The organism is Nonomuraea sp. NPDC005501 (assembly GCF_040605905.1).
Taxonomy (GTDB): Bacteria; Actinomycetota; Actinomycetes; order Streptosporangiales; family Streptosporangiaceae; genus Nonomuraea.
In genome coordinates this window covers 17,587-42,087 of record NZ_JBEXDT010000084.1, presented here as the reverse complement: position 1 = coordinate 42,087, position 24,501 = coordinate 17,587, and the positions used below count along the sequence as shown (strand labels likewise).

Below are 24,501 nucleotides of genomic sequence, written 5' to 3'. Positions count from 1 at the left end.
CCCAGCAAGCCGCCTTCGCCACCGGTGTTCCTCCTGATATCTGCGCATTTCACCGCTACACCAGGAATTCCACTTGCCCCTACCTACCTCTAGCCAGGCGACGGCGGGCCGCGTGCCCGGCGAAGGGCCGATCGTGCTGGCGGGCGGCGTGCTGACCGCCGACGGCCCGGTCCGCACGGCGGTCATGGCGCTGCTGGGCGAGCGCGAGGTGGTCACCGCGCGGGACGGGGCGGGCGGGGCGAGCTGGCTGGCCGCGCTCGACCGGCTGGGCGACCTCGGTACGCACGCGCGCTTCACCGGTCCTGGTCAACACGCGCAGAGTGCCCGGGGCCGGGCCGTGGGTCGCGCCTGCCGTTGATCACCCACCTGGGTATGGATGATGAACCGACCGAGCCGTGTTCTTCTCGAAGGCCGTCGCCGCGCCGGCAGTGAACCCGCCCCCGAAGGAGAGACATGACATCGTCGAGCATCGTCGAGCGCATCACCACCGTGGCGTCCTTCGACTTCGGCGCCGGTGAGACACCGGAGAACATCGTCGTCCTGACGGACGGCACCATCTGCACGACGCTGCTGACGGGCGGGACGGTCTGGCGTTCGACGACCGGTGCGGAGCATGTCGCCGGGCCGGGCGCGGGCGCGATGGCGGTGGGCATCGCCTCGGACGCCGATGATCGCCTCTACGTCGCCGTGCGCAGCGAGGACGCGAACGTGGCGGGGATCTGGAGGTGCGACGCCACCGGCCGCTGGGCCCGGTTCGCCGCCGCCGGCATCCGCACCGGGCTCAACGGGATCACCTTCGACGAGGCGGGCACCCTGTTCGCGGCGGATTCCGTCAACGGGGAGATCCTCTTCCTGCCGCCCGGCGACGACACACTGCGGCCCTGGCTGGACGACGACCGGATGAAACCGACGTCGCCGCACGACCCCGTCTCGTCGACGGGAGTGAACGGCCTGAAGGTCTGGGACGACGGCCTCTACGTGACGAACACGGCGCAGGCCACCGTGCTCCGCGTCGACATCCAGGACGGCCGGCCGGGCAGGGTCACCGAGGTGCATGCGAACATCCCGGTGGATGATCTCGCCTTCGACGCCGCCGGCACTCTCTATCTCGCTGTGCACCCGGAGAACACCGTGCGGCGCATCGCCCCCGACGGAACCACGACTGTCCTGGCGACGGCCGACGACGGACTCGACGGCCCCACGGCCATCGCCGTCGTCGAAGACGGACTTCTCGTGACGAACCTCGGCATGCTGGGGACTCGGCACACGCCCAGCCTGCTCCGGCTCACCATGGAAGTCGGCGCGCCCGCGCTGCCCAGGCCGGCGCTGCCCCTCTGACCGCCGGCGCGCTCACAGCTCTCAGGATGACGCTCCGTAGCGGGTGGCGATGGCGGCGGCGCGGTTGCGCAGGGAGGTGCGCAACCACTGCGGGGCGAGAGCTTCCGCGCTGGTGCTGAGCTGCCACAGCGCCCATTCGGCGTGTCTCGTGTCCTGGAAGGTCACCTCCAGCCGTAGCCAGCCGTCTGAGTCGGGTTCCTCGGCGAGGACGGCCAGCGCGGTGCCCACCAGGTCCTCCCGTCGTGCCGGGTGCAGCCGTACCAGCACGGTGACCTGGTCGCCGCCGGTCCGGAACCGCTTGCTGCGTTCCTGCCAGGCCCGGTCCAGATCGACCCGGTCCGGTCGCTGTGCGGGTTCGGGGAGTTCCTTGGCGGCCAGGACCCGGGACAGCCGGTAGGTGCGGTCCGCGCCGGACCTCGTGGCGAGCAGGTAGCCCCGGTCACGGATGGTGACCAGGCCGATCGGGTCCACCGTGCGCCACTTCGGGGGCTGATCCACAGCCGCGTAGTGGATCTGCAGTTTGTGTCCGGCGAACACCGCGCGCAGGATCTCGGCCGCTATGGCGTCGGGCACCTCCTCATCGACCAGCCGGCGCGAGAGCAGGTCGGTCTCCGGGTCGATGAGCAATCGCTCGGCCGCTCCGGCCGCGGTGGCCCGATAGCTGTCGGGCAGCGCGTCGACCACCTTGAGCATCGCCGAAGCGAGCGCCGAGCCGAGGCCGAAGGCCTGCGCGCCGCGCCGCGATCCGGCGACCAGCAGGGCAAGGGCCTCGTCGGCGTTCAGTCCGGTGAGCTCGGTCCGGAAACCGGGCAACAGCGCGAAACCGCCGTGCCGGCCCCGTTCGGCGTAGACCGGGACGCCGGCCGCGGACAGCGCCTCGATGTCGCGCAGCACGGTGCGGGTGGACACCTCCAGCTCGCGGGCCAGCGCGGCCGCGGACAGCCGACCGTGCCGCCGCAACAGCAGCACCAGCGAGACCAACCGGTCGGCGCGCACACGAAAACCCTATCGAAATACACGACACAGGATGTCGTGATTCGTTGGGAGGCTCGGCGACGCGACGTCGAAGATGGCGGCCACCGAGCCGATCGACGTACGTACTCCCAAGGAATCGAATGGAGCCGATATGGCGATGGAACGAACGGCGGTCAACCCGTGGGCGTGGTCGACGGAGCTGGGGTACAACCAGGGTGAGCTCGTCTCCGGGCACACCCGGACCTTGTACGTCTCCGGGCAGACCGCGATGAGCGGCGACGGCAAGCCCCAGCATGACGACGACATGGCGGCGCAGTTGGCGCTGAGCCTCGACAACCTGGAGGCCGTGCTCGGCGAGGCCGGCATGTCTCTCGCGCATCTCGTCCGGCTCAACGTCTACACCACCGACGTCGATCGGCTCTTCGAGCACTACGGCGTGCTGGCGTCGCGGTTGGGCGCCGCCGGGGTGGCACCGTCCACCACGATGCTCGGGGTGACCCGCCTGGCGATCCCCACCCTGATGGTCGAGCTTGAGGGAACCGCCGTCGCGTGATGCGACCTCGCCGCCTCCGGCAGGGCTGCCGGAGGCGGCACTCGCGCCGGCGGCCACCGGCGGTGTCCGGATCTGCCAGAAGACCGTCATGGCGGACATAAGGCGACACCGGGGACAATGAGCGCATGCCCGCTCCGCACCGTGTTGTTGTCGCCGTGTTCCCCGACGTCGATCTCCTTGATGTCACCGGGCCTGCGGAGGTGTTCGCGGTCGCGAACCGGGAGATGTCCGGACAGACGCCCTACCAGGTGCTCCTGGCGGGAGCCGACGGCGGCCAGGTGCGCACCAGTGCCGGGGTCCGGCTCGCCACCGACCTGCCGTTCGACCAGGTCGGCGAGCGAGTGGACACCCTCGTGGTGCCCGGTGCGGTCGACGCCCGCGGCATGCCGGTGATCGATCCGGCCCTGGTCGACTGGATCGCCGAGACATCCCGGCATGCCCGCCGGGTGGCCTCGGTGTGCGTCGGCGCGCACCTGCTGGCCGCCGCGGGGCTGCTGTCGGGCCGGACGGCGACCACGCACTGGGCCACCGCCGGCCTGCTGGCCGCCGAGCACCGCGACGTCACCGTGGACCCCGACCCGATCTACATCCGCTCGGGGAACGTGTGGACGGGCGCGGGCATCACCGCGTGCATGGACCTCGCGCTCGCTCTGGTCGCCGAGGACCACGGCGAACGGCTCGCCCTGGCGGTCGCCCGGCAACTGGTGATGTACCTCAAGCGGCCGGGCGGGCAGAGCCAGTTCAGCGTCCCGCTGTGGCAGGCCCCGACGGAGCGGCGTGACATCGACGAGCTGCGGGCGTGGATCGCCACGAACCTCCTCGCCGACCTGTCGGCGGCGGCGCTCGCCGAACGGATGTGCCTCAGCGAGCGGCACTTCGCCCGCGTCTTCCGTAAGGAGAGCGGCCTCACCCCGGCCGCCTACGTGGAGGCGGCACGGGTGGAGGCCGCGCGGCGGTTGCTGGAGGGCACCGACGAGCCGCTCGACCAGGTGGCCGCCGCGTGTGGCCTGGGCTCGGTGGAGACGCTCCACCGGGCGTTCCGCCGGCGGCTCGGCACCACCCCGGCGGCCTACCGGCGACGGTTCCGGACCGCCGCCTGACCTGACCTGTCTCCCCGTGTTCCGGCCTGCCCCGCGCGGCCGGTGACTCACCCTGCCGGCTTTGCCCGCGCCCGGCCGCAAACCCCGGGTCGGGCTCCTGGAAGCCCCGGCCGGATGCCCCGAAGATCCCAGGAGGATGAAATGACCACTGTTTCGACGACACCTGTTTCGACGACGCTGCGCGACGTGATCGGCCTGGACGGCGCGTTGCCTGCGCTGTCCACCGGCACCCTGATCATGATCGACTTCCAGAACACCTACCGCACCGGAGTGATGGCGCTCCCGGACGCCGCCCGTGCTCTGGACGCCGCCGCCCACCTGCTGAGCCGGGCCCGCGCTGCGGGGATCCCTGTGGTGCACGTCGTCAACGACGGTGGCGAAGGCAGCCCGTACGACATCCGCGCTGAGATCGGGCAGATCGCCGCGGAGGTCGCGCCGCGGGACGGCGAGCCGGTCGTGGTGAAGCGCTTCCCGAACTCCTTCCACGAGACCGAACTGCTGGAGACGTTGCGCCGGCTGGACGCGGGCCCGGACCTGGTGCTGGCCGGCTTCATGACCCACATGTGCGTCCAGTTCACCGCCCAGGGCGCGTTCAACCTCGGCTACCGGCCCACCGTCGTGGCCGAGGCGTGCGCGACCCGGCCCCTGGCGGGCCCGGACGGCACGCCGATCCCGGCTGACATGCTGCACGCCGCCGCGCTGACCGCGATCGGTGACTTGTTCGGCCGCATCGCCGCCCGCGTGGCCGACCTGCCCGCCTGACCCACCCCCGGGCCTGAGCCGTGCCACGCGCATCCGCCGCGGCCCGCGCGGGACCCTCAACGTCCTGCGCGGGCTTCGCCGGTCGGCACCGGCTAGAGGGAGGTCGTGCGGTGGCGGGCGCGGAACTCCGCCAGGAGCTCGTCGGTCACCTCCGCGCCGGCCGCCACGGCCGCATGCACCTCGCGGAAGTAGCCCTCGTACCCGGCCGGCGTGTAAAGGCACAAGGCGCGGACCGGCTCCGTCCCGGCGTTGCGGAAGCCGTGCGGGGTTCCGCGCACCGCGGCGAGCAGGTGCCCGGGGCCGACCGTCACCTCCCCGTCGCCGTGGTGCAGGCTCAGATCACCCTGCAGGACGTAGAAATACTCGTCGTGCCCGTGATGTATGTGCGGACGGGCCCCCACCATGCCCCCGGCCAGGGTGAACTCCTCGAACGCGAAGCGGCCGCCCGTGTGCTCACCCGTCAGGCGGAAGAAGTGGGCCACTCCCGCCACGTCGATCAGCTCGCCGTCCTCGGGACGGCGCAGTAGGGGGCGCGGCCCCGGCATCTGCTTGTCGATCATCTCGGCATTATCGATGCTCCGTCCTCACAACCCATCCCGCCGCCCGTGGGATCATGTCCGGATGACCTGGACCGCTCCCGAAGTGACCCGCCCCGAAGGGTCGCTCGTCGCACCCGAGGCCGAGCTGCTGCGCGGCCTGCTCGACTGGCATCGCTCGACCCTGCTGCACAAGTGCGCCGGACTCACCGGCGAGCAGCTCGCCGTCGCGCCCGTCCCCGGCTCCAACCTGTCGCTGCTGGGCCTCGTACGGCACCTGGCGAAGGTGGAGCGCATCTGGTTCCGACAGCACTTCCGCGGCGAGGACGTACCGAAGCTGTACTCCACGCCCGAGCGGCCCGACGCCGACTTCGAGGACCTCGACCCCGCCCGCGCCGAGGCCGACTACGCGCGGTTGCTGGAGGAGCAGGAGCTGGCCCGGCAGGCGTCGGCCGGGGCCTCGCTGGACACCACGTTCGAGGTGCCGAACTGGGGTGCGGTCTCGCTCCGTCTCGTGTTCAACCACATGATCGGCGAGTACGCCCGGCACAACGGCCACGCCGACCTGATCCGGCAGGGCGTGGACGGCGTCACCGGCGCCTGAGGGCCTTCGGGGAGGATCGAACCGGATCTTGGCGTTGTGCAGCCGCCCGAGGTCGGCCGGACCCGGTCAGGCTGGGTCCCTGCCCGGAGCGCGCGCTACGTGGGGCACTGGGCGCAGGCGACCGGGCGGCAGGAAGGCCGACCGGCCCAGGCCATCCTGGTCGGCTCGCTGCAGCGCGTGTACGACCCGAGCGGGCACCGGGGCCGCGCTGTTCGCGTTCTTCGCCGGGATCGCCGAGTCCGAACGCGCGTACATCCGGGAGAAGTCGCCGGCGGGCCAGGCATATCCGGACAGAGTGCCTGACATTCCGGAGAGCTGTGTCGTCGTACTGCCGAGACGGACCCTATGGAAGGCAGTCGATCATGGAACCCGTGAACGTCGCGATCATCTACTACAGTGCCACAGGCACCGTGCATGCCTTGGCGCAAGCCGCCGCCGAGGGCGCGGAAAAGGCCGGCGCGCACGTGCGACTGCGCAAGGTCGCCGAACTGGCCCCACCGGAGGCGATCAGCGCCAACCCGGCCTGGGTCCAGCACCGCCAGGACACCGCCGACGTCGCCGAGGCCGGCCACGACGACCTGGACTGGGCCGACGCGGTGCTGTTCGGGACCCCCACCCGCTTCGGCAACCCGGCCGGCGCGCTCAGGGCGTTCATCGACACCACCGGCCCCCTGTGGTTCCAGGGCAAGCTCGCCGACAAGGTGTACTCGGCCTTCGCCGCCTCCAACACCGCCCACGGCGGACAGGAATCCACCATCCTGGCGCTGGGGAACACGTTCTACCACTGGGGCGGCATCATCGTGCCTCCCGGCTACACCGATCCCGTCCAGTTCCGGTCGGGCAACCCCTACGGCACCTCCCACGTGGCCGGCGACGGCCCGCCCGGCGACGTGTCCTTGGAGGCGGCTCGCCACCAGGCCCGTCGCGTGGTTGAAACCACCGCCGCACTCAAGGCCGGCCGCGCCGCCTGAACGGCCGCTCCGAAGGCGGCCCCACCTCACATTCCAGGCGGCTGCGTCGTCGGAGCACTTAACCCACAGGGACCGTGGTCAGGCGAACTGGTTGCGGTCGAATTCTTGACCGGAGGGATGCGATGACTTCTAAGGATGCCGAAGTTGCAGCGTTCTTGAGCAGTCGAGTCGATGCCTGCCAGCAGAAGGACATTGATCGACTCATGTCCCATTACTCATCCGACATCGTCTATTACGATGCCGTTCCCCCTCTTCAGTTCGCGGGGCCCGAAGAAGTCCGTCGCAACTTCTTGCGATGGTTCGACGGATACGACGGCCCCATCGGCTTGGAGACGCACGACCTCAAGATCGCGACGAGCACCGACGTCGCGTTCGCTCACATGCTGCACCTGGACTCCGGAACGCGCAAGGACGGACTCCAGAGCGCGGTATGGGTGCGATCGACCGTTTGTTGCCGACGGTCGAACGGCAAGTGGTCGATCACGCACGAACATATCTCCATGCCGATCAACCCCGAGAACCTGCAAGCCTGGTTTCCACCGGAGCTGTAAGCCGGCCGGATCGGCCCATATTCCTGTCTGGGGTTGGAGGAGGAAGTCCGGCGCCTCGTCCAACCCCAGACGCGAAAACCGTCAGCAATGCGATCGGCCAACAGGTTCGGCTCCGGCCCGGCCGAGTGCTGCGCCCTCCGCCGGCAGCTCTCGTCAGGCAGAACGTCAGGAAGCCGGTGGCCAGGCCGGAGCCCACCGTGGCGATCGCCCGGACGAGGACGACCGCGTCTCGACCCGATGGCCCGTCACAACCTGCCGAGGGCCTTGGCCAGCGCAGCTGCGGTGGAGGCGATCACCTTGTCGTCGTTCGGCGTGTTGGTGTTGTTGCGGTTGGTGAACACCGACAGGATGATCGGCGCCTTCGATCCGGGTGTCCAGACGATCGCCAGGTCGTTGGCGGTGCCGTAGTTGCTCGCGCCGCCGCTGCCGGTCTTGTCGCCGATCGTCCAGTCCTTGGGGAGTCCCGCCCGGATCCGGTTGGCGCCGGTGCGGTTGGCCTTCAGCCAGCCGACCAGCAGCGCTCGGTCGAGGGTGTGAAGAGTCTTACCGGTGGTGAGCTTGGTGAAGGTCTGCGCGGCCGCCGCGGGAGTGGTGGTGTCGCGCTCCTCGCCGGGCTTCCACTCGATCAGCCCGGGCTCCGGTCGGTCCAGGCGACTCGTCCGATCACCGGTGGCGCGGAAGAACTCGGTCAGCCCGCGCGGCCCGCCGATCTGCTTCAGCAGCATGTTGCCCGCGAAGCCGTCGGACTTGGTGATCCCGGCGCGGCACAGCTGCGCAGGTGTCATGCCGGTGTCGGTGTATTCGGTGGTCTCCGGGGAGTTCGCGGTCAACTCGGCCATCTCAGCAGGCTGCCAGCGAATCACCCTGTCCATCAGTCCTGGGTCGTCGGTGCGCGCTTTGTGCAGTACTGCCGAGCACGCGAACACCTTGAACATGGAGTTGAACGGGAAGCGCTCGTCCGCCCGGTAGCCGACCGTTCTACCGGTCCCCAGGTCGATGCCCACCGCGCCGATGCGCCCGTCGTAGGACTTCTCGAGCTCCTGCAGCGTCTTGGTCAGGTCGGCGCCGGAGGGGGTGTCGCTTTCCATCCGGGCGGCGAGGCTGGAGGTGCTCGCCCCGCCGGTGGCGGCATCTGCCACGTAGGCGGGAGCGCCCAGCAGCGCGGAAGTGGTCAAGGTGATGACCGCTGAGCGCAGTCGGAGATGTCGTGTCATGCCGAAGAGAAGATCAGAAGTTGCGCAGAGATGTCCAATATCGATATGAACCATTCCTTCATATAGATATAGATATCGATAGCCGGCAGGGGATCACGCGTGAGAGCATCCCGGCCGGGAGGGGTCAGCGTCTCGCTCCGCCGGCGTGGCACGTCCCATCCCACGGGCGGCTCCGCCGTCTTGTCGATGCCTGCTTTTCGCGCCGCCGCCGCCCGCGCGCGTGGACGGCCTGGAACTCCTATGGCTACGGCCGGCCGCCACCCGGTGATCAACGAGTGCGGCGGCGAGGTGCCAAGACCTTGGTGACCTTGGCGATGGCTTCAACCCACCCTGAATTGGTCCTCAATTGGCCTACGGGATCGGACCATAAAGTGTGTACCGATTCCTGTCAGGCTGAGTGGCATGACAACCACAGCGACCCGCTTCGACGGCCAGGTGCTCACTCCTGGCGACGCCGGCTACGACACCGCCCGCACCGTCTGGAACGCCATGGTCGACCGGCGTCCTCGCATGATCGTCCGCGCGGCCGGCGTCGCCGATGTGGTCGCCGCCGTGCGGATGGCCCGCGAACTGGACCTGGAGATCGGCGTGCGCTGCGGCGGCCACAACGCCGCCGGCTTGGCCGTGCCTGACGGTGGTCTCATGATCGACCTGACGCCCATGGGTGGCGTGCGGATCGACCCGGCCCGTCGCCGCGCCCGGGTGCAGGGCGGCGCGCTGCTCGGCGCGTTGGACCGGGCGTCCCAGGCGTACGGCCTGGCCACCACCGCCGGCAACGTCTCCCACACCGGCGTCGGCGGGCTCACGCTCGGCGGTGGCATGGGCTGGCTGGCCCGCCAGTACGGCCTGGCCTGCGACAACGTCGTCTCCTGCACGATGGTCACCGCCGAGGGGACCGTGGTGACCGCGAGCCGTACCGACAACCCCGACCTGTTCTGGGGCCTGCGCGGCGGTGGCGGCAACTTCGGCGTCGTCACCGAGTTCGAGTTCCAGTTGCATCACACCGGCACGCGGACGCTGGTCGCCGAGTTCGACTTCCGAGCCGAGGACGCCGTGCCGGTCATCGAGGGCTGGCGCGACCTGAACGCCGTCGCGCCCCGGCAGGCGACGTTCACCGCCAGTGTCGGCAGCGCTCCCGCCGGGCCGATCGCCACGCTGGGGTTCGTGTGGGTCGGCGACCCGGCCGAGGGCCGCCGACTGCTGCCCGCGATGCGGGCGCTCGGGCGCCCCGTCGCCTCCCGCGTCACCACACCGTCCTACCTCGAACTGCAGCAACGCGAGGACTCCGCCGGCGGCCACGCCTACCGCCGCTATGCCAAGGGGCAATACCTGCGGAGCCTTCCCGCCGCGGCGATCGAGGCGTTCCTGCTGCGCGGCGGCACCGACCTGAGCGCGAGCCCGGACCTGCCGGGCGTCGGCCTGCAGGCGCACGGCGGCGCGATCGCCGACGTCCCGGAAACGGACGCGGCTTTCAGCCACCGCGGCACGATGTTCGAGTTCGGTGCCGGCTCGCGCTGGACCGACCCGGCCCAGGACAACGCCAGGATGGGCGCCGCCCGCGCCGCCGGCGCGTCGCTCGAGCCGTACGCGAGTGGTGTGTACGTCAACTCGTTGACGGCCGACGAACTGGCCGATGGGCAGCGCGGCGTGCGGCGGGCGTACTCTGCCGAGAAGCTGGCCAGGCTGACCGCGGTGAAGACCGCCTACGACCCGGCGAACGTGTTCCACCTGAACCAGAACATCCGCCCGGCGCGGTGATGCACGTGTCCTGGATGTGCCGACGGCGCGGGATCAGCGTCCCCGTACCTCCCGGATGGCCGTCGCCAGCAGCGCGACGCCCTCGGCGATGGCGCTCTCGCTGAGGCTGGCGTAGCCGAAGATCAGGCCACCGGGCCCGGCGCCGGCGATCCGGAACGGCCCGACGCCCTGGATGACGAGCCCGTGCCGGCCGGCCGCCGCCACCACCGCCTCCTCCTCCAGGCCGGGCGGGAGCCAGGCGAGCACGTGCTGCCCGGCGGCGATCCCGGCCGGTCGCAGATCCGGCAGATGAGTGCGCAGCGCGGCCAGCAGCGCGTCGCGGCGGCGCCGGTACACCGGACGCATCCGGCGCAGGTGACGGTCGAACTCGCCGCGGCCGAGAAAGTCGGCGAACGTCAGCTGGTCGATGACCGGCGAACCGCGGTCGGCGAGCAGCTTGGCCGCGACGACGTCGCTCACCAGATGGGCAGGCAGCACCATCCAGCCGAGCCGCAACCCCGGGGCGAGCGTCTTGCTGGCCGTACCGCAATAGACGACATGATCGGGCGCCAGGCCCTGCATGGCGCCCACCGGAGACCGGTCGTAGCGGTACTCCGCGTCGTAGTCGTCCTCGATCACGATCGCGCCGCGGCGTCCCGCCCAGCGGATCACCTCGGCCCTCGCCGCCGCCGGCAGCACCCCGCCGGTTGGCCACTGGTGCGACGGCGTGAGGACCAGCGCGTCGGCGTCGGCCAGGTCGAGGGCGCCGACCTGAACGCCGTCCGGACCCACCGGGATGCCGACCACGTCCAGTCCCGCGGCCCTGGCCAGCACCCGGGCATCGTCGTCGGACGACGGGTCCTCCAGGGCGATCCGTCTGGCGCCGCGCCGCGCGAGCACCTGGATCAGCAGCGAGATGGCCTGCCCGTAGCCGTTGCAGATGACCACGTTGCCGGGGACGGCCAGCGTGCCGCGTACCCGGTTGAGGTAGTCGCACAGGGCCTGGTGCAGTTCCGGCACGCCGCGCCCGTCGAGGTAGGCGAACCGGTCGTTGGGTGTGGTGGTGAGCACGGTACGAACCGAGCGCAGCCAGGCGGCCCGCGGGAACTGCGACACGTCGGTGCGCCCGTACCCGAAGTCGACCCTGAAGCCGACGCTGAGCGCAGCCGGCCGCGCCGTCGAAGCCGCCGAGCCCGCGCCGGCCGCAGCGGTGGCGGCAGCCGGCGGCATCGACGCGGCGACCTGGGTGTAACCGCCCGATCGGCTGGCAAGATAGCCCTCGGCCACGAGCTGCTGGTAGGCCTCCACGACCACCCCGCGGGAAACCCCCAGCCCGGCCGCGAGGGTGCGGGTGGGCGGCAGCGACGCACCCGCTCGCAACCGGCCGGCCCGGATGCTCGCGCGGATGGACCCCTCGATCTGCCGGTGCAGCGGCACGCCGGCGTCGCGGTCCAGCTCGATGAGCAAGTCCTCGGCCAGCCTGGAATTGGTCCTCAAACGGTCCACAGAATCGGACCTTACTGACGGGTACCAATTCCTGCCAAGCCGAGTGACCAACCGGGTTCACCAGCAGAACTGTTCACCGGGGCGGCACGGCGGCAAGGTGGACTTCATCGGAGACATCAAGATCCAGCCCTCCCAGGGTGCAGGGGTGCAAGGCCGCCAGCGGGCGGTTGCCCTGCGCCGGCAAGGAAGGAAACCGTATGGCGAAGTCCGTGCTGTACATGTCGATGTCGCTCGACGGGTTCATCGCCGGCCCGGGCAACGGCCCGGGCGACGGGCTCGGGATCGGCGGCATCCGGCTGCACGAGTGGCTGGGTTCACTACGTGCCCGACGTCGCAACGGCGATGCGTGAGGCCAAGGCGGCCGCCGGCGACAAGGACGTGATGGTGCACGGTGCCGGACTCGCGCAGTCGCTGCTGCGCGAGGGCCTGCTCGACGAGCTGGAGATCCACCTGGTCCCGGTCATGCTCGGTGACGGGCGGCGGCTGTTCGGCGCCGACCGCATCGAGCTGAGTTGACCCGGGTGCTCGACGCGCCCGGTGTCGCGCACCTGCGCTACCGGGTGAGCTCAAGTGCCGGCCGGTGACCACGGCGGCCAGCGCCATCGCCTCACACCGGACACCTACCGCGACGGACGGAGAATCGAGATGGACACCTCCAGCGTGGCCCTTCTCCCCATAACCATGCCCGAACTCCGCGTGGTCGATTGATTACCGATAGATGCGGGAAGCGCTCGTCGTGTCACCGCGGGGCGTCTCCGGAGCGTTCTAGGTCGAGGGCGACTGCTCGGACCGCATCCACGATCGGCAGCAGTTTTTCCCCGAATGGTGTCAGGGCGTAGACGGTCGACTGTTTGCCGCGTGACTCGACGGTCCGGCTGACGATGCCGGCCTCTTCCAGCTTCTTGAGTCGGCTGGTCAGCGTCACCGCGTTCACCCGTGGGATCGCCCGCTGCAGCTCGTTGAACCGCATCTCCGACTTCTGCAGCGTCATCACGACGGCAAGCGTCCACAGATCGCCGATGACGGACAGGATCTGCATGCACCGCGCTACCTGTGGATCACTCACTTGCTCCATGTTGACATCCATCCTAGACCGCTATAATTTCTTTACCACTAAAGATCATGTAGTAGTTGGTGCTTGGACGGACAGGAGAACACCTTGAGGATCACATTGTTCGGGGCCACCGGCCGGACGGGGCACTTGCTGGTACGCCAGGCTCTCGACGCCGGCCATACCATCACCGCCTACGCCCGCAACCCCGAACGGCTCACCATTGAGCACCCGAACCTGGCAGTCGTAGCCGGACAACTCGACAACGACGAGGCCATTCTCGCCGCCGTCCAGGACGCCGACGCGGTGATCGAAGGGGTCGGCGCGGTCAGCGACGGCACCCGCCGCATCATCGCAGCGATCGACAAGAGCGCTGTCCGGCGGCTCGTGGTCGTCTCCACGTGCAGCGTCCCGGACCCGCAGGACCTCCCCGACGCCAAGTTCAAAGCCCTCGTCCAGTTCGTCAAAACCGCCGCACCCACCGCCTACCAGGAGGTACGCCGTGCGGCCGAGATCGTACGCGCTTCCGACACGGACTGGACGCTTGTCCGCGTGGCCAAACTCAACAACAAGAACGCAACCGGCAAGATCAAGGTCGGGCACTACGGACACGGTATCGTCGGGCTGTCCATCACCCGCGCCGACATGGGCACCTTCCTGCTTGATCAGGTCGCGGACCTCACGTACCTGCGCCAGGCGCCCGCTATCAGCAACTGATGAGCAGCTCCAGCAGCGTGCTCTTCCTCGACGCCGTGACGATCGCCGCTGTTCGTCCCACGTCAAGATCGTTCGTCCTCGCTTCGTTGACCCGCTCCTTCCAGCGGCGCGGACCTGCTCGATCGGCAGACAGTTGAGGTCCGTGCAGAACGCTCACGCCAAGGCCATGGACAGATCTCTCGTGCCCTTGAAGCGGTCACGCGCGAGATCGAACGACGCGCCATGCTGCCAGAGCACAAGCGTGAGGCCGAGCAGGCCGTCCGGGTCGAACACCTTGAACATCAAGATCACGACGCGGCCCGTCGAGATGCTCCTCGAACAGGAGCTGATCGAGGCCACCAACGCAGTCGCTCTATAGCCCACCGACCAGCACCCGAACGTCACCGCGATGACCCCGATCGTGCCCGCGACACCAGCTGATCCGCACGCCTGCGGGCCGCGGGCACGGCGCTCAGCACGGCACCTCAGGTGGACGGAGCGGTAAGGGGGACGCCCAGCTCAGGCTGCACGCGTCGATCAGGCGGAGGTGCGGTTTGATGCACGCCTGGCGGCCCTGGCCGCCGAGCTCGGCGCCGACGCGCCACTGACCGCGCTGGAGGGCAAGGCCGGCGCCGACAGCCTGGCCACCTCGTTCACCGGCCGCTGGGGCGGCGCGGCTGCGGCCACCTTCAACGCCCGCCTGGACGCGCTCGGCTCCGCCTGCGCCTGATGGCGCGACCAGGACTGGCTGACTGGCGACCCGATCCGCCGCGCCCGCACTCCGGACCGCACCAAGGCCCTCGACCGCGCCCTCATCGAGGCCCTGCTCACCCGGCAGACCCCTGCAGCTGCGCGAGCGGACACTCTTTCGGCTGCTGTACGAATCGGCGGCCCGGGCCGAAGAGGTCCTCCGCTCGACGTTCCGCGGCAACGTGCTGGCCAACAACGCGGCCACGGTCGGCTCTGGCGCCGCGGTCACCGGCCGGGTCTTCGCCCTGACCAACAATGTCACCCTCCAGGGCACCACCTCGGGCCCGCACACCCGCGCCTCTCTACCGGATGCGCTGCCGTCGCAGACGACGCTGACCGTCTCTCCCTCCGGCTCCTCGATCGAAGGGCAGCAGGTCACGCTGTCCGCCACGGTCAGCGTGGAGCCTCCCCTGGTCGATCCGCAGGGGGAGGTCGCCTTCAAGGACGGCACCACGCTGCTCGGCACAGACTCCATCGACGAGAACGGCGGCGCCCAGCTCCAGACTTCAGCGCTGAGCGGCGGCAACCACCGGCTCACGGCCGTCTTCCTGGACGGCCAGGCCTTCGACAGCGAAGCCCTGGTGACACTCGCCCCCAGCACCTCACCCGGGGTGAACCATGTGGTCACCAACACCTTGTGGCCCAGCTCGGCGACCCCCGCAGTGCCAACCATCCCGACAACGACGCGGTCACGCTGGGCGTCAGGTTTAAATCATCCACATCCTGTATGAGTCCGGCGCGATGAGCTTGCGGGAGATCGCGGCCGAGACCGGTCTGAACCGGCGAACGGTCGCCGAGTACCTGTCGGGCCAGGTCCCGGTGGCACCGCCGAAGAGAGCGCCCCAACAATCGGCCGCCGCAGCGGGTGGTGGACGAGGTCGGGCCGTTGATCGACGCCATGTCGGGGTCGAGACCGAACATCTCCGCGCCGCGGATCGAGTCGAGATCCGTTGGAGACGCGTTCGCGTCCGAGGCCGCCACCCAGTCCGCGTCCTTAGGCTCCGAAGCCTCATGGTCGGGTTACTTTGTGCTTGGGGCCACCGCGCACAGATAGGTCGATTCGTCAGCAGTTGCGCGGTGAGCCTGACCTCGGTCAGATTCTCAGCCAGTGCGAAGGCAGCCCCAGTGCGAGCCGCTACATCTTCAGGGAAGAAGATCTTCCCGATTGGACGCCGCACTCGGCCACACCCAGGTACGGCTGGATGTGGCCACGCGCTACCGCTCGGCAGCGCCGTGAAGGCTTCAGAAGCGGGCAACCCGGCGTAGCTTCACGATCGGTGGCGGCCCTGAGGTCCGGTCGGCCCGCTGTGGACCTCACCTGTGGTCGCGGAGGAAGGCGGAGATGTCGGCGCGGGTCGGATAGCTCCGCAAAGGCGGCGGCTCGCCCTGGAGGAACGCCGTGATGACGGCGGCGGCGCGCTCGTTGTTGTCGTCGAGGCCGTTCCACATGTGGTGTCCGACACTGGGCATGTATTGGGTTCGCTCGATGGCGGGGTCGGCGGCGAGGACGGCGGTCGCCCATTGACGCACCTGTGAGGAGCATTCGGCGATCATCAGCATCGCGGGGGTGCGGGAGCGGCCCAGCTCGGGGGCGATGGAGGGTGAGTCCTTGATCGTCTGCTGGATGCGCAGGCTCGCGGCGGCGCTGAAGGAGAAGTTCTCCGCGGTGTCCTCGGCAGGGATGCGGCCGGCGTCCTGCGCGCAGTAGGCGGAGGCGGTGTCGCTGCCGAGATCGGCGGCCTTGAACGCGTTGACGCCTTCGGCCTGCGTGATCAGGCCCGTGTCGGGCGGGAGGAGCCCGAGTTGGATGAGGCCGAGCGCGACGGCGTACCGGGGGACGCGCGTCGCCTGCGGTCCGGTCGGGGCCGGCGCGAGACCGCGCGCGGACGGCCGTCCCTGTTGCCCGCTGATCAGCGCGGTCGGGCCGTCCATGGGGCCGGGCTCGGCGATGATCGCCCGGTGCACGCGGACGGCCACGCTCGGGGTGGTCAGGGCCCGGGTGAGCACGACCGCGCCAGCGGAGAATCCGAGGACGTCGACCGGACCCTTGTCCAGGCGATCGATGAAGGCGGCGAGGTCGCGTACGGACCTGGAGATCGTGTACTGCTCCATGGGCAGCAGGTCACTCCGTCCGCCGCCGGGCTGCTCGTAGGCGTACACGTCGTAGCCCTGCCCGGCCAGGAGCCGCAGGAATCGGTGGTCGAGCACGGAGATGCCGCGGACGGGCCCGCCGTGGAGGTACACCAACGGGGTGGGGCGCCGGGGGGCGCCGGCGGCGGGGGGATAGTGGTAGGTCGCGACCCGGCTTCCCGTGCTCAAGCTCCAGTGCCCCGTGGCCACGAACGGCAGGTCGGGCGGATACTGCCGGGTCGTGGGAACGGTGGGGACGCAGACCGACGCCGTGAGCGCCGCGGCGACGACCACCGGCGCGAACGGCCACAGCCGACCCGGCCACCTACGGCCACGGCCTCGCCACAGTGCGACGAGGATTCCGGCTCCGAGGGTGGTCAGCCAGGCGGCGAGCCCGGAGCGCGCGCCGTCCGTCAGGACGATCAGGGTGAGGAACAGCCCGGCCAGCCCCACAACGGCGAGCACGGCCAGGATCAGACGGCCGATGAGGCGGAGAGGAACGGGGAGAGACATAGTTTTTCCAAACGTTGTTTCAGAACAATGTTTGGATACAATAGCAGCTCGGCTAGGCTGGTCGTCGTGGGAAGGCCGAGAACGAACGACGACACCGTGAAGGACCGCCTCATCGAGTCCGCGACCGAGATGTTCGCGACCCGTCCACGGGAGTCGATCACCATCCGTGCCCTGGCCGCCGCCGCCGGGACCGCGACCGCCGCGGTCTACTCGCTGTTCGGCGGCAAGGACGGGCTGATCTCCGAAGTGCGCGACAGGGCGGTCGCCGGGCTGTTCCAGGACCTGTCGGCGGTACCGACCTCCGACGACCCCCTCGCCGACCTCTACGCGCTCGCGGTCGCGTACCGGCGATGGGGACGCGAGCACCGCCACCTCTACACGGTGCTGTTCGGCGGCGTGCAGAGCTTCGACCCGTCCGGCGAAGTGAGTGCCGCAGATCCCGTCAGGCCGCTCATCGAGGCGATTGACCGCGCTCGGTCGGCCTCCGCGCTCTCGGGCGACGCGACCTCCATCGCGCTCTCCCTCTGGGTGACCCTGCACGGTCTGGTGACTCTCGAATTGGCCGGGGCCCTCGACACCGCCACGGCCGAGACCACGTTCCGCTCGACGATCCCCGCCGCGCTGCGCGGCTGGGCGGCTTGACTTCGCAGCGTCAGCCTACGCAGCGCTCTCAGACTGTTACTCGCCTGACCGAGCTACGCGGGCGTCGCCCGGCGGGGACGATTCGTGGCGCTCGTTGATGAGGTCTTGGCCGCCATTACGCGGCCAAGACCCGGCGCCCTCGTTGCAAGAACTTTTGATCGCAGGAAATCGCTGGTCTGCTCGACCAGCCCAAGTAGCTCGGAGTACCAGCGGCTACTGTTCGCGTTCTCAGACATTGGGATAGCGAGCATTTCCCTTGCCGACGTAGTAGGCGATCAGGGGCAACGCTGTTGCTCCCTAAGCTGCGCCGCCAAGTCCAGCAGGTGGTTGTGCGCCGAACATGACCGGCTCTACGAGGCGATCGCATCCGGCGATCCGGCAGCAGCTGGTGCCGTCGCCGTCGAGCACGTCAACAACAGTCGAGCAACCGCGCTACGCGTGCTGTTCGACGACAACGCCGCAGCCGCCACCGAATAGGGCCTCCCGCTGTCCAAGAGATGAGGCGGTCAAGCGCTCGGGCCGGTGATCGCTGTGGTGGTGACCGCCGCCGGCGTGCACGACAGCGCCATCGGAGCGGTCCCGCTGGACAGGGTCGATGCCGACAACCCCAACGTGACCAAGGCGGGCTGGACACCGGGTTCAAGAACATGATCGCTGTGGACGGCACCGACGTGGAGGGGGTGCACCGCGACCTACGGACGACCGGATTCGTGCCGCTGCCCAAGCGCTGGGTGGCCGGGCAGGTTGAGGGAGGCGACGCACGATCTCGAGTCCTACAGGTCCGTACGGAGGCCTCTCGATTCAGCCGGCTCCTGGTCATCGTCCGATTGTCATGGGATGAGCTCAGCTCGTGGGATGCGCAGGGTGGGGCGGCGGGCCCAGGTGGCCCAGCGCCAGAGCCACTCCATGGGGCCCTGGCGATAGCGGCGCAGCCAGAGGGCGGAAAACAGCCACTGAGCCATGAGGATGACTCCCGCAGCCTGGAACGCGGCCGAGGACGACTGGCCGATCGGCAGGCCGAGGAGGTGACTGGCCGCCAGAACGAGGAGTGTGGCGGTCAGATAATTGGTCAGCGCCATCCGGCCCAGTGGCGCGAAGACGAACCGCAGCGCCGGTCGCAGCGGCGCTCTGAGCAGGACCAGCAGGGCGCACACGTAGATACCGGCGAGCAGCAGATCGGCCAGGGTGGTCGTGGCAGGCAGGTACGTCGTGGCCCCCACGGCCCGCATGCTGGCCTGAACCCAGAGGGCAGCGGCCAGCCCCGCCGCGAAGGCCAGGCCCAGCAGGAGCGGCCCTCGGGTGGAGCGCTCGATCTTCTCGATCACCCCGTAGCGGACCAGTGCCGAGCCCAGCAGGAACAGCCCGGCGATTGCGCGGCTTTTCCAGCGAGACGTACGTGCGGCGGGTGCGCGAGCGCCTGGCGGCCGACGCCCGGCTGGCGGTGCTGGCTTACGTCGTTCTCCCGGGCGCACAAGAGTGTCGTGGGACGTTGCATTCCGTGTGTTGACCTGGGGTTCTGCTACGCATCTCTGAGGCTGTCACTTTCTGTAGTGGCATGTTGCGTACGAGAGCGGAGTGGAACTTGCGGGTTTTCCCTGTTCGGCTACCGTCTGGGGTCGGGTACTGGACGGTGCTGGATGACGAGTTGGTGGTGGTGCCGGAGGCGGATGCTTTCCTTCGGCATGTACGGTTCGGCCGAGACCAGGCAGAGTTGACGACCCACGCGTACGCCGGGCACATCGCGTTGTACCTGCGCTGGTGCGTCCGGACGGGCCGGGACTGGCGTACGGCGGCCGCCGAGCTGGCGCTGTTCGTGACCTGGCTGAGGTACGGGTCGAAGGAGACCACGGGCATCGAGCCGCCGTCGGGGCTGGTGCTGGCCGGGCCCGGCGCCGAGCACGTCCGCGGGGCGGCCCGGATCGAGAACGTGCTGACCGGCGTACGGCAGTTCCTCTGCCATGGGATCACGAACAAGACCGTCCCGGGAGAAGTACTGGCCCAGCTGTATGAGGTGGCCGAGGGCAGGGACCTGCCGCTTGAGGCCCGCAGCGCGGGGATGGGGTATCGGATGAAGGCCCGGCACCGGGTCAAGGTGCCGCGCAAGCCCCGCGACCGCGCGAGCGACGCCGAGATCGTGGCGCTGTTCAGCGCGTGCCGGTCGGCCCGGGACCGGTTCATCGTGCTGCTGCTGGCCCGGGTGGGCCTGCGGCGGGGCGCGGCGGCCGGGCTGCGTCGCGAGGACCTGCACTTCATGCCGGACTCCACCGCGCTGGGCTGCGCCGTGGCGGGCTCGCACCTGCACGTCCTGCGGCGGGAAAACGTCAACGGGGGTGGGCCAAGCGCCAAGTGGGGGCGGGCCCGGGCAAGCCGGTCGACTTCCTCGTGGTCCAGGCCTACGACCAGTACGTGATCGAGCTGCGAACCGCCCCCTCCGGCAGCTACGGCGCGGAGATCAGCTTCCGAGGACTGCCGGACCTGGTCGTCGTGCAGTTGCTGTTCGGGCTGAAGGTCCGCTGAAGAAGGGCGCGCGGACCGATCTGGGCAATCTGCGGGCGCTGATCGACCGGACGATCCGGCCCACGGCCTTCGCCGGCGTGACCCGGCTGGAAGAGGTCCCCCAGCCCGAGCGCAACCAGGAGACCGTTCAACTGCTCAACGGCACCCGGGCCGCGGCCGTCCGGGCCTGTAAGACGCCCGAAAGCGAGTACGCCAACGACGTCTGGGACTTGGCGCCGTTCGGACACCGCGGCAACCTGACGTTCACCAAGATCGGCCAGCCTTGGCTGCGGGAAGCGGCCAAGCGGTGGGCCCACGACTACCTGTCCACGGTCCGCTCGCGCAGCACCAACTCCTACGTCCAGCAGCACCTGCACGGTCTGGCCATCTTGTCGAGCCGCCCACCATGGCAGGCGACCGGGGCCCGGCCGTCTCCCGTGCCTCGCTCCAAGCCGACCTGCTGGCCGCCGACGCCCGCAACGCCCGTCTCGCGGCACAGTCCGCCAACTGGAGAAACGCCTCAGCGAAGCCCTCGGTGAGCAGGTCTACCGCCAGGCCGGGATCGGCGGAGGCGACGACATCGACCAGCTCAAAGCCCGCATCACCACCCTGGAACAGCGCAACGTCGACCTGCAGCTCCAGCTCGCCGACCGCGACGACGAACTGGAAGCAGCCCGCGCGGCCAACCGCGAACTCATGGCCCAGCTCAACCGTGGCCGCGACACGCCTACCAGCTAAAACAGCAGGTCGATGGTTATCTGGGATTCTCAAGCGAACATGCTGGTCAGCCGCAGGAGGTCTGTCAGGCACGTCAGGCATGTAAATCCCAAAGCGCCGAGCATGGCCGGCCCGGCGCGAAGGTACGAGCGCGTGAAGAAGCGGTTGACCAGCGAACCAAGGTTCACTCAGGGTGAGTTCTGCATGTTCTGAGGGCCTATCAAGGACGTCAGCGTCCAGTGGGTTCGGGAGGGTAGTTCAGCCGACGGAGCCGCTAAGGCTACTGGTGCCGCCGCCGCTTGATCCTGAGCCTGCGGTCTGAGTGATGAACTGGCCGTCAACGTAGGCAACGGCACTCACCGAGCCGGCGCCCAGGTGCCGTATGGAAAGGCTCCAGGTGTCCTCGCCCTGTCCGGCGAGGGTGATGTCCTTCCTCCAGGGAGGCCTCACCTGGGGCTCGGTCGTGGAGCGGCCGTTAATGACGTACGTGATGGCGAAACTTCCTTCGCCCGTGACATCGAAGGTGAGCGTGTGCGGATCGTCAGAGGAGCAGGCGGGGGCGATCAGCACAGTGGCGGTGAGCGCCGCCAGCGAGCGTGTCCATCTGCCTGATGCGATCATCCGATAACTAAACCACAGCAGAACCCATGATCTAAGGCGGTCACGTCCCCCTCTGGGGCCGTGCTCGGCGGGCTCGGTGTGCTGCGCGGCGGCGGTGGCCTGCGGCCAGGAGCAGTGCGGCGGCGGTGAGGGGTCAGGTGGCGGATTATGACCGGCGAATCGGGCAACGCCGTGACCTGTCGGCCAGCTACGACGCCGTCGTGTTCGGGCCTCGACGCCCTGCCGGTGACCTGGTGATTCCGCGAGCACATCCCCGCGAATGCGACAGACGCAGCTCGGTCGGTCGGCCGAGCGTCGGCCACAGTCGGCAGCGACTCACACCACCGGACGGGGGCGGCTGTCCTATCCCGAGCCGAGTACTTGTTCAAGACCACCCCCACCGAGCTCGACCCGCACCACCAGGGATGGACGGGTCTACTGGTCCGGGCCGGTCACCGCGCGTTCTTGCAGGAGCTGAAGGAAGACCCGGGGCCGCTGCAGTTGGAGACGCTGCTGGCCGAGATCGTGAAGCTGGAGCGGGTCAAGGCGATCGGGCTGCCCGCCGCGTTGTTCGAGGGGGTCTCGGAGAAGGTCGTGGCGGGCTGGCGGGGGCGCCGTTGATCCGGACGTCGAGAACGGTGTCGGCCATCGTGTGGGCGAACACCCCCCGCCGACGCCGGCTCGGGCGTGGTAGCCCACGAACATCACCGCCTGGGGAACCTGCGGCCGCTGCGCGATGCGACGGCCGAAGACGACAAACAGGACTGACCGCGGCGGCGATCCAGGCCGCTGGCAGGAACAGCGCCCCAGTGGTGCTGGCGGCGGCCGCGACTAGACTACAGCGCGGCCAGGAGCAGCCCCGGAAGACGCGTTCCGAAGGCCGGTCGATAGCATGCCGCGGTGCCTTCAGAAACCTTGATCGTGGCGGTCGCCCAGATTTCCCCCGAGCCAGGGGATGTGCGGTCGAACGCCCGTTCGGCGGCGGCTTTGATGACCGGATCTGCTGAGGCTGGCGCGAAGCTGCTCATGTTCCCCCAGCTGTCACTTGTGGGCTACGACCTGGAGCTTTTCGCCGACCCGTCGGCTTGGGTGACCGAGGACGACCCGAGGCTCGACGTCATCCGCCAGGCCAGTGCGGAGTGCGGCGTGACCGCTGTGGTCGGCGCCGCGTACCGCAGGCCGGGCAACACGGCCTGGATCGCCTCGCTGGCGATCCGCCCCGACGGGGAGATCCAGGTCTACGGCAAGCAGCACCTGCACGGCGTGGAGCGCGACCTGTTTCAGCCCGGCGACAAGATCCAGTTCCTTGACATCGACGGTTGGCGCGTCGCGCTCGCCATCTGTTACGACGCCGCGGTGCCGGCGCACGCGGAGCAAGCGGCTCGCCAGGGCGCCGAGATCTACGCTGTGTCCGCCCTGTACACGCAGGAGCAGGCGCGACGCATCGACGTCCACGCCGCAGCCCGGGCCATGGACAACCGCATGTACTCGGTCGTCGCGAACCTCGCCGGCCGGGGACCGGGGTGGGAATCGTGCGGCGGCAGCGGCACCTGGCACCCGGACGGCACACGGCTGAGCCAGGCCGGGACCGATCAGGGTGTGTTCACCATGGCGTTGTCGCGCAGTGAGCTGCAGGCGTTGCGCGACAAGGACATGCTGGCTGGATACCCGCGGACCGCTCTCAGCGCAGAGGCACGGACGTGACGGCGCCCGCCCAGGCTGAGCCGCACGGCGGCTCCCTCACGGGACAGGTGCTGATCTTCGACGCGGATGACACGCTGTGGGAGAACAATGTCCTCTTCGAGCGCGCCGTCGACGACTTCGTGCGCTGGCTGGACCATCCGACCCTCGATGAGACCGCGATCCGCGCCGTCCTCAACAGCATCCAGGCGGCGAACGTGGCCGCACACGGATACGGCGGCAAGATGTTCTTGCGCAGCCTGAAGGAGTGCCTGGAGCGAATCCGCGAGCGTCCGGCAAGCGCAGCAGAGCTGCGCCATGTCGACGGGTTGGCGGCCGCCGTCCTGGAAGGACGCGTAGAACCCGTCCCGGGTGTCGTCGAGACACTCACAGTTCTCGGCGGCCGGCACGAGTTGCTCCTGCTCACCAAGGGTGATACCGAAGAGCAGCAGCGCAAACTGAATCTGTCCGGGCTCGCGCACCACTTTCGCGGCATCCATATCGTGGCCGAGAAGGACGTCGACACCTACCGGCGGCTCACTCGCGACCTCGACCTGGCGCCGGCGACGACCTGGATGATCGGCAACTCACCGAAGTCGGACATCATGCCCGCCCGGCAGGCGGGCATGAACGCTGTCTTCATTCCGAACGACAACACCTGGGTGCTTGAGCACAGTGAGCTCGATGACGACGATGAAGGAGTGCTGCGGCTACGGGCGTTCTCCGAGCTACAGCATCACTTCTGAAAGTGAAAAGGAATCTGCCGTTGAGCAACGACCCGATTGCGAACTTTCTGGCCGGGCCGCTCCAGCCGGTCGCCGAACAGGTGCGTAGGACTCCCAGCGTCTCGTGCGTGTTCATCTGCCACGACGGCGACGGCCGGGTGTTGCTGGCCCGACGCGGCGCCGGTGCACGTGACGAGCCTGGCACCTGGGATTGTGGGGCCGGAGCGCTGGAGTACGGGGAGTCGTTCGAGACGGCTGTCGCTCGGGAGGTCGGTGAGGAATACACGACCCGGCCGCTGACGATCGAGACCATCGGTGTTCGCAACGTCCTGCGGGAGGAGCCGGCCTCTCACTGGGTCGCGGTGATCTTCGCGGTCAGGGTCGATCCCGCCGAAGCCGCTATCGGCGAGCCTCACAAGTTCGACGAGTTGGGCTGGTTCTCCCTGGACTCGCTGCCGTACCCGATGCACTCGCAACTCGCCGAGAGCATCAGGTTGTTCCGTGCATGGCAAGGGGTGTAACGCGAACACCACCGCTTCATCGCCACACCAGAGGGGACCATTCTGTGGACCTCCGGAGCGCTGACCCCGACCTCGGTGATGACGCCGGCTTGCTGTAAGGAGTTGGCCTACCGGTAGGAGTGGAACGGTGAAC

General features: G+C 69.2%; 32 protein-coding genes and 1 rRNA gene. 23 read left to right on the top strand and 10 right to left on the bottom strand.

Annotation, left to right across the window (positions count from 1 at the left end):
• A 16S ribosomal RNA gene (locus tag ABZS51_RS32400) occupies positions 1–121 on the bottom strand; the annotation flags it as partial.
• Between ABZS51_RS32400 and ABZS51_RS32395 the strand changes: the two genes are divergently transcribed.
• Both ABZS51_RS32395 and ABZS51_RS32390 read left to right on the top strand, forming a co-directional pair.
• Positions 113–358: a hypothetical protein gene (locus tag ABZS51_RS32395; RefSeq protein ID WP_355449030.1), complete on the top strand. Its 246-nt coding sequence runs from the start codon at positions 113–115 to the stop codon at positions 356–358. The genes ABZS51_RS32400 and ABZS51_RS32395 overlap by 9 nt on opposite strands.
• Before the next feature lie 95 nt (positions 359–453).
• Positions 454–1,338: a hypothetical protein gene (locus ABZS51_RS32390; RefSeq protein WP_355449027.1), complete on the top strand. Its 885-nt coding sequence runs from the start codon at positions 454–456 to the stop codon at positions 1,336–1,338.
• A gap of 21 nt (positions 1,339–1,359) precedes the next feature.
• On the opposite strand, the gene ABZS51_RS32385 is transcribed toward ABZS51_RS32390, so the two are convergent.
• On the bottom strand, positions 1,360–2,334 hold the full coding sequence (locus ABZS51_RS32385) for a WYL domain-containing protein (RefSeq protein WP_355449024.1): 975 nt from the start codon (positions 2,332–2,334) through the stop codon (positions 1,360–1,362).
• Positions 2,335–2,470: 136 nt separating this feature from the next.
• Between ABZS51_RS32385 and ABZS51_RS32380 the strand changes: the two genes are divergently transcribed.
• The 3 genes from ABZS51_RS32380 to ABZS51_RS32370 all read left to right on the top strand — a co-directional run bounded on the left by ABZS51_RS32380 (position 2,471) and on the right by ABZS51_RS32370 (position 4,728).
• Positions 2,471–2,866 (top strand): RidA family protein, encoded by a 396-nt coding sequence (locus tag ABZS51_RS32380; protein ID WP_310711515.1) that lies wholly within the window; start codon positions 2,471–2,473, stop codon positions 2,864–2,866.
• Positions 2,867–2,991: 125 nt separating this feature from the next.
• Complete coding sequence (locus ABZS51_RS32375) at positions 2,992–3,966, top strand: helix-turn-helix domain-containing protein (protein ID WP_355449021.1); 975 nt, start codon at positions 2,992–2,994, stop codon at positions 3,964–3,966.
• A 141-nt stretch (positions 3,967–4,107) separates the two neighbouring features.
• Positions 4,108–4,728, top strand: coding sequence for a cysteine hydrolase family protein (locus ABZS51_RS32370; RefSeq protein WP_355449019.1), 621 nt, complete (start codon positions 4,108–4,110; stop codon positions 4,726–4,728).
• Positions 4,729–4,820: 92 nt separating this feature from the next.
• Here ABZS51_RS32370 and ABZS51_RS32365 read toward each other — a convergent pair whose 3' ends face one another.
• Positions 4,821–5,288: a cupin domain-containing protein gene (locus tag ABZS51_RS32365; RefSeq protein ID WP_310711401.1), complete on the bottom strand. Its 468-nt coding sequence runs from the start codon at positions 5,286–5,288 to the stop codon at positions 4,821–4,823.
• Between the two features lie 61 nt (positions 5,289–5,349).
• Between ABZS51_RS32365 and ABZS51_RS32360 the strand changes: the two genes are divergently transcribed.
• From ABZS51_RS32360 to ABZS51_RS32350, 3 genes are all read left to right on the top strand, one after another.
• Positions 5,350–5,868, top strand: coding sequence for a DinB family protein (locus ABZS51_RS32360; RefSeq protein WP_355449016.1), 519 nt, complete (start codon positions 5,350–5,352; stop codon positions 5,866–5,868).
• Between the two features lie 362 nt (positions 5,869–6,230).
• Positions 6,231–6,839 carry an NAD(P)H:quinone oxidoreductase gene (gene wrbA, locus ABZS51_RS32355; RefSeq protein WP_355449013.1) on the top strand — a complete coding sequence of 203 codons (609 nt, stop codon included), beginning with the start codon at positions 6,231–6,233 and terminating at the stop codon, positions 6,837–6,839.
• Between the two features lie 122 nt (positions 6,840–6,961).
• Positions 6,962–7,390, top strand: coding sequence for a nuclear transport factor 2 family protein (locus tag ABZS51_RS32350; RefSeq protein WP_355449010.1), 429 nt, complete (start codon positions 6,962–6,964; stop codon positions 7,388–7,390).
• Between the two features lie 245 nt (positions 7,391–7,635).
• Here the strand turns inward: ABZS51_RS32350 and bla are convergent, their stop codons facing one another.
• Positions 7,636–8,658, bottom strand: coding sequence for a class A beta-lactamase (gene bla / locus ABZS51_RS32345; RefSeq protein ID WP_355449007.1), 1,023 nt, complete (start codon positions 8,656–8,658; stop codon positions 7,636–7,638).
• 348 nt (positions 8,659–9,006) lie between these two features.
• Here bla and ABZS51_RS32340 point away from each other — a divergent pair, with 348 nt between their 5' ends.
• Entirely contained in the window at positions 9,007–10,362 is a 1,356-nt protein-coding gene (locus ABZS51_RS32340; RefSeq protein ID WP_355449004.1) for an FAD-dependent oxidoreductase, read from the top strand.
• 33 nt (positions 10,363–10,395) lie between these two features.
• Here the strand turns inward: ABZS51_RS32340 and ABZS51_RS32335 are convergent, their stop codons facing one another.
• Complete coding sequence (locus ABZS51_RS32335) at positions 10,396–11,847, bottom strand: PLP-dependent aminotransferase family protein (protein WP_355449002.1); 1,452 nt, start codon at positions 11,845–11,847, stop codon at positions 10,396–10,398.
• Between the two features lie 197 nt (positions 11,848–12,044).
• On the opposite strand from ABZS51_RS32335, the gene ABZS51_RS32330 reads away from it, so the two are divergent.
• Together ABZS51_RS32330 and ABZS51_RS32325 are read left to right on the top strand one after the other, a co-directional pair.
• A complete protein-coding gene (locus ABZS51_RS32330; protein WP_355448999.1) occupies positions 12,045–12,197 on the top strand; it encodes a hypothetical protein in 153 nt (50 codons plus the stop codon).
• Positions 12,169–12,363: a dihydrofolate reductase family protein gene (locus tag ABZS51_RS32325; protein ID WP_355448996.1), complete on the top strand. Its 195-nt coding sequence runs from the start codon at positions 12,169–12,171 to the stop codon at positions 12,361–12,363. Before ABZS51_RS32330 ends, ABZS51_RS32325 begins: the two co-directional genes overlap by 29 nt.
• A gap of 223 nt (positions 12,364–12,586) precedes the next feature.
• Here the strand turns inward: ABZS51_RS32325 and ABZS51_RS32320 are convergent, their stop codons facing one another.
• Positions 12,587–12,886 carry a helix-turn-helix domain-containing protein gene (locus tag ABZS51_RS32320; protein WP_355448993.1) on the bottom strand — a complete coding sequence of 100 codons (300 nt, stop codon included), beginning with the start codon at positions 12,884–12,886 and terminating at the stop codon, positions 12,587–12,589.
• A gap of 120 nt (positions 12,887–13,006) precedes the next feature.
• Here ABZS51_RS32320 and ABZS51_RS32315 point away from each other — a divergent pair, with 120 nt between their 5' ends.
• Positions 13,007–13,615 carry an NAD(P)H-binding protein gene (locus ABZS51_RS32315; protein ID WP_355448990.1) on the top strand — a complete coding sequence of 203 codons (609 nt, stop codon included), beginning with the start codon at positions 13,007–13,009 and terminating at the stop codon, positions 13,613–13,615.
• Positions 13,616–13,768: 153 nt separating this feature from the next.
• On the opposite strand, the gene ABZS51_RS32310 is transcribed toward ABZS51_RS32315, so the two are convergent.
• On the bottom strand, positions 13,769–13,897 hold the full coding sequence (locus ABZS51_RS32310) for a hypothetical protein (RefSeq protein WP_355448987.1): 129 nt from the start codon (positions 13,895–13,897) through the stop codon (positions 13,769–13,771).
• Between the two features lie 244 nt (positions 13,898–14,141).
• Between ABZS51_RS32310 and ABZS51_RS32305 the strand changes: the two genes are divergently transcribed.
• Both ABZS51_RS32305 and ABZS51_RS32300 read left to right on the top strand, forming a co-directional pair.
• Complete coding sequence (locus ABZS51_RS32305) at positions 14,142–14,324, top strand: hypothetical protein (protein WP_355448984.1); 183 nt, start codon at positions 14,142–14,144, stop codon at positions 14,322–14,324.
• Between the two features lie 202 nt (positions 14,325–14,526).
• Complete coding sequence (locus ABZS51_RS32300; protein WP_355448981.1) at positions 14,527–15,075, top strand: Ig-like domain-containing protein; 549 nt, start codon at positions 14,527–14,529, stop codon at positions 15,073–15,075.
• Positions 15,076–15,658: 583 nt separating this feature from the next.
• Here the strand turns inward: ABZS51_RS32300 and ABZS51_RS32295 are convergent.
• On the bottom strand, positions 15,659–16,987 hold the full coding sequence (locus ABZS51_RS32295) for an alpha/beta hydrolase (RefSeq protein WP_355448978.1): 1,329 nt from the start codon (positions 16,985–16,987) through the stop codon (positions 15,659–15,661).
• A 66-nt stretch (positions 16,988–17,053) separates the two neighbouring features.
• Between ABZS51_RS32295 and ABZS51_RS32290 the strand changes: the two genes are divergently transcribed.
• The 3 genes from ABZS51_RS32290 to ABZS51_RS32280 all read left to right on the top strand — a co-directional run bounded on the left by ABZS51_RS32290 (position 17,054) and on the right by ABZS51_RS32280 (position 18,280).
• On the top strand, positions 17,054–17,629 hold the full coding sequence (locus ABZS51_RS32290; protein ID WP_355448975.1) for a TetR-like C-terminal domain-containing protein: 576 nt from the start codon (positions 17,054–17,056) through the stop codon (positions 17,627–17,629).
• Positions 17,630–17,713: 84 nt separating this feature from the next.
• On the top strand, positions 17,714–18,106 hold the full coding sequence (locus ABZS51_RS32285) for an FCD domain-containing protein (RefSeq protein WP_355448973.1): 393 nt from the start codon (positions 17,714–17,716) through the stop codon (positions 18,104–18,106).
• Between the two features lie 45 nt (positions 18,107–18,151).
• Positions 18,152–18,280 (top strand): hypothetical protein, encoded by a 129-nt coding sequence (locus ABZS51_RS32280; protein ID WP_355448970.1) that lies wholly within the window; start codon positions 18,152–18,154, stop codon positions 18,278–18,280.
• Positions 18,281–18,459: 179 nt separating this feature from the next.
• Here ABZS51_RS32280 and ABZS51_RS32275 read toward each other — a convergent pair whose 3' ends face one another.
• On the bottom strand, positions 18,460–18,954 hold the full coding sequence (locus ABZS51_RS32275) for a DUF418 domain-containing protein (RefSeq protein WP_355448967.1): 495 nt from the start codon (positions 18,952–18,954) through the stop codon (positions 18,460–18,462).
• 386 nt (positions 18,955–19,340) lie between these two features.
• Between ABZS51_RS32275 and ABZS51_RS32270 the strand changes: the two genes are divergently transcribed.
• Together ABZS51_RS32270 and ABZS51_RS32265 are read left to right on the top strand one after the other, a co-directional pair.
• Positions 19,341–20,039, top strand: coding sequence for a hypothetical protein (locus tag ABZS51_RS32270; RefSeq protein WP_355448964.1), 699 nt, complete (start codon positions 19,341–19,343; stop codon positions 20,037–20,039).
• Between the two features lie 184 nt (positions 20,040–20,223).
• Positions 20,224–20,664, top strand: coding sequence for a hypothetical protein (locus ABZS51_RS32265; RefSeq protein WP_355448961.1), 441 nt, complete (start codon positions 20,224–20,226; stop codon positions 20,662–20,664).
• A 436-nt stretch (positions 20,665–21,100) separates the two neighbouring features.
• On the opposite strand, the gene ABZS51_RS32260 is transcribed toward ABZS51_RS32265, so the two are convergent.
• Positions 21,101–21,463 (bottom strand): hypothetical protein, encoded by a 363-nt coding sequence (locus ABZS51_RS32260; RefSeq protein ID WP_355448958.1) that lies wholly within the window; start codon positions 21,461–21,463, stop codon positions 21,101–21,103.
• Between the two features lie 360 nt (positions 21,464–21,823).
• Here ABZS51_RS32260 and ABZS51_RS32255 point away from each other — a divergent pair, with 360 nt between their 5' ends.
• The 4 genes from ABZS51_RS32255 (at position 21,824) to ABZS51_RS32240 (ending at position 24,368) form a co-directional block, all read left to right on the top strand.
• Positions 21,824–22,063, top strand: a complete 240-nt coding sequence (locus tag ABZS51_RS32255) for a hypothetical protein (protein ID WP_355448955.1) — start codon at positions 21,824–21,826, stop codon at positions 22,061–22,063.
• Between the two features lie 279 nt (positions 22,064–22,342).
• Positions 22,343–23,146 (top strand): carbon-nitrogen hydrolase family protein, encoded by an 804-nt coding sequence (locus tag ABZS51_RS32250; protein WP_355448952.1) that lies wholly within the window; start codon positions 22,343–22,345, stop codon positions 23,144–23,146.
• The gene (locus tag ABZS51_RS32245; RefSeq protein WP_355448949.1) at positions 23,143–23,868 is read left to right on the top strand and encodes an HAD family hydrolase; all 726 of its coding nucleotides are present in this window, start codon (positions 23,143–23,145) and stop codon (positions 23,866–23,868) included. Before ABZS51_RS32250 ends, ABZS51_RS32245 begins: the two co-directional genes overlap by 4 nt.
• Positions 23,869–23,888: 20 nt before the next feature.
• On the top strand, positions 23,889–24,368 hold the full coding sequence (locus ABZS51_RS32240; protein ID WP_355448946.1) for an NUDIX domain-containing protein: 480 nt from the start codon (positions 23,889–23,891) through the stop codon (positions 24,366–24,368).
• Positions 24,369–24,501 lie beyond the last annotated feature (133 nt).

Bases quoted from the DNA above. Each gene is read 5' to 3' on its own strand.
- ABZS51_RS32310 (WP_355448987.1), bottom strand. From the start codon at position 13,897: ATGTTCAAGGTGTTCGACCCGGACGGCCTGCTCGGCCTCACGCTTGTG.
- ABZS51_RS32340 (WP_355449004.1), top strand. From the start codon at position 9,007: ATGACAACCACAGCGACCCGCTTCGACGGCCAGGTGCTCACTCCTGGC.
- ABZS51_RS32350 (WP_355449010.1), top strand. From the start codon at position 6,962: ATGACTTCTAAGGATGCCGAAGTTGCAGCGTTCTTGAGCAGTCGAGTC.
- ABZS51_RS32370 (WP_355449019.1), top strand. From the start codon at position 4,108: ATGACCACTGTTTCGACGACACCTGTTTCGACGACGCTGCGCGACGTG.
- bla (WP_355449007.1), bottom strand. From the start codon at position 8,658: ATGGTTCATATCGATATTGGACATCTCTGCGCAACTTCTGATCTTCTC.
- ABZS51_RS32390 (WP_355449027.1), top strand. From the start codon at position 454: ATGACATCGTCGAGCATCGTCGAGCGCATCACCACCGTGGCGTCCTTC.
- ABZS51_RS32375 (WP_355449021.1), top strand. From the start codon at position 2,992: ATGCCCGCTCCGCACCGTGTTGTTGTCGCCGTGTTCCCCGACGTCGAT.
- ABZS51_RS32330 (WP_355448999.1), top strand. From the start codon at position 12,045: ATGGCGAAGTCCGTGCTGTACATGTCGATGTCGCTCGACGGGTTCATC.
- wrbA (WP_355449013.1), top strand. From the start codon at position 6,231: ATGGAACCCGTGAACGTCGCGATCATCTACTACAGTGCCACAGGCACC.
- ABZS51_RS32260 (WP_355448958.1), bottom strand. From the start codon at position 21,463: ATGATCGCATCAGGCAGATGGACACGCTCGCTGGCGGCGCTCACCGCC.
- ABZS51_RS32320 (WP_355448993.1), bottom strand. From the start codon at position 12,886: ATGCAGATCCTGTCCGTCATCGGCGATCTGTGGACGCTTGCCGTCGTG.
- ABZS51_RS32365 (WP_310711401.1), bottom strand. From the start codon at position 5,288: ATGATCGACAAGCAGATGCCGGGGCCGCGCCCCCTACTGCGCCGTCCC.
- ABZS51_RS32360 (WP_355449016.1), top strand. From the start codon at position 5,350: ATGACCTGGACCGCTCCCGAAGTGACCCGCCCCGAAGGGTCGCTCGTC.
- ABZS51_RS32380 (WP_310711515.1), top strand. From the start codon at position 2,471: ATGGAACGAACGGCGGTCAACCCGTGGGCGTGGTCGACGGAGCTGGGG.
- ABZS51_RS32295 (WP_355448978.1), bottom strand. From the start codon at position 16,987: ATGTCTCTCCCCGTTCCTCTCCGCCTCATCGGCCGTCTGATCCTGGCC.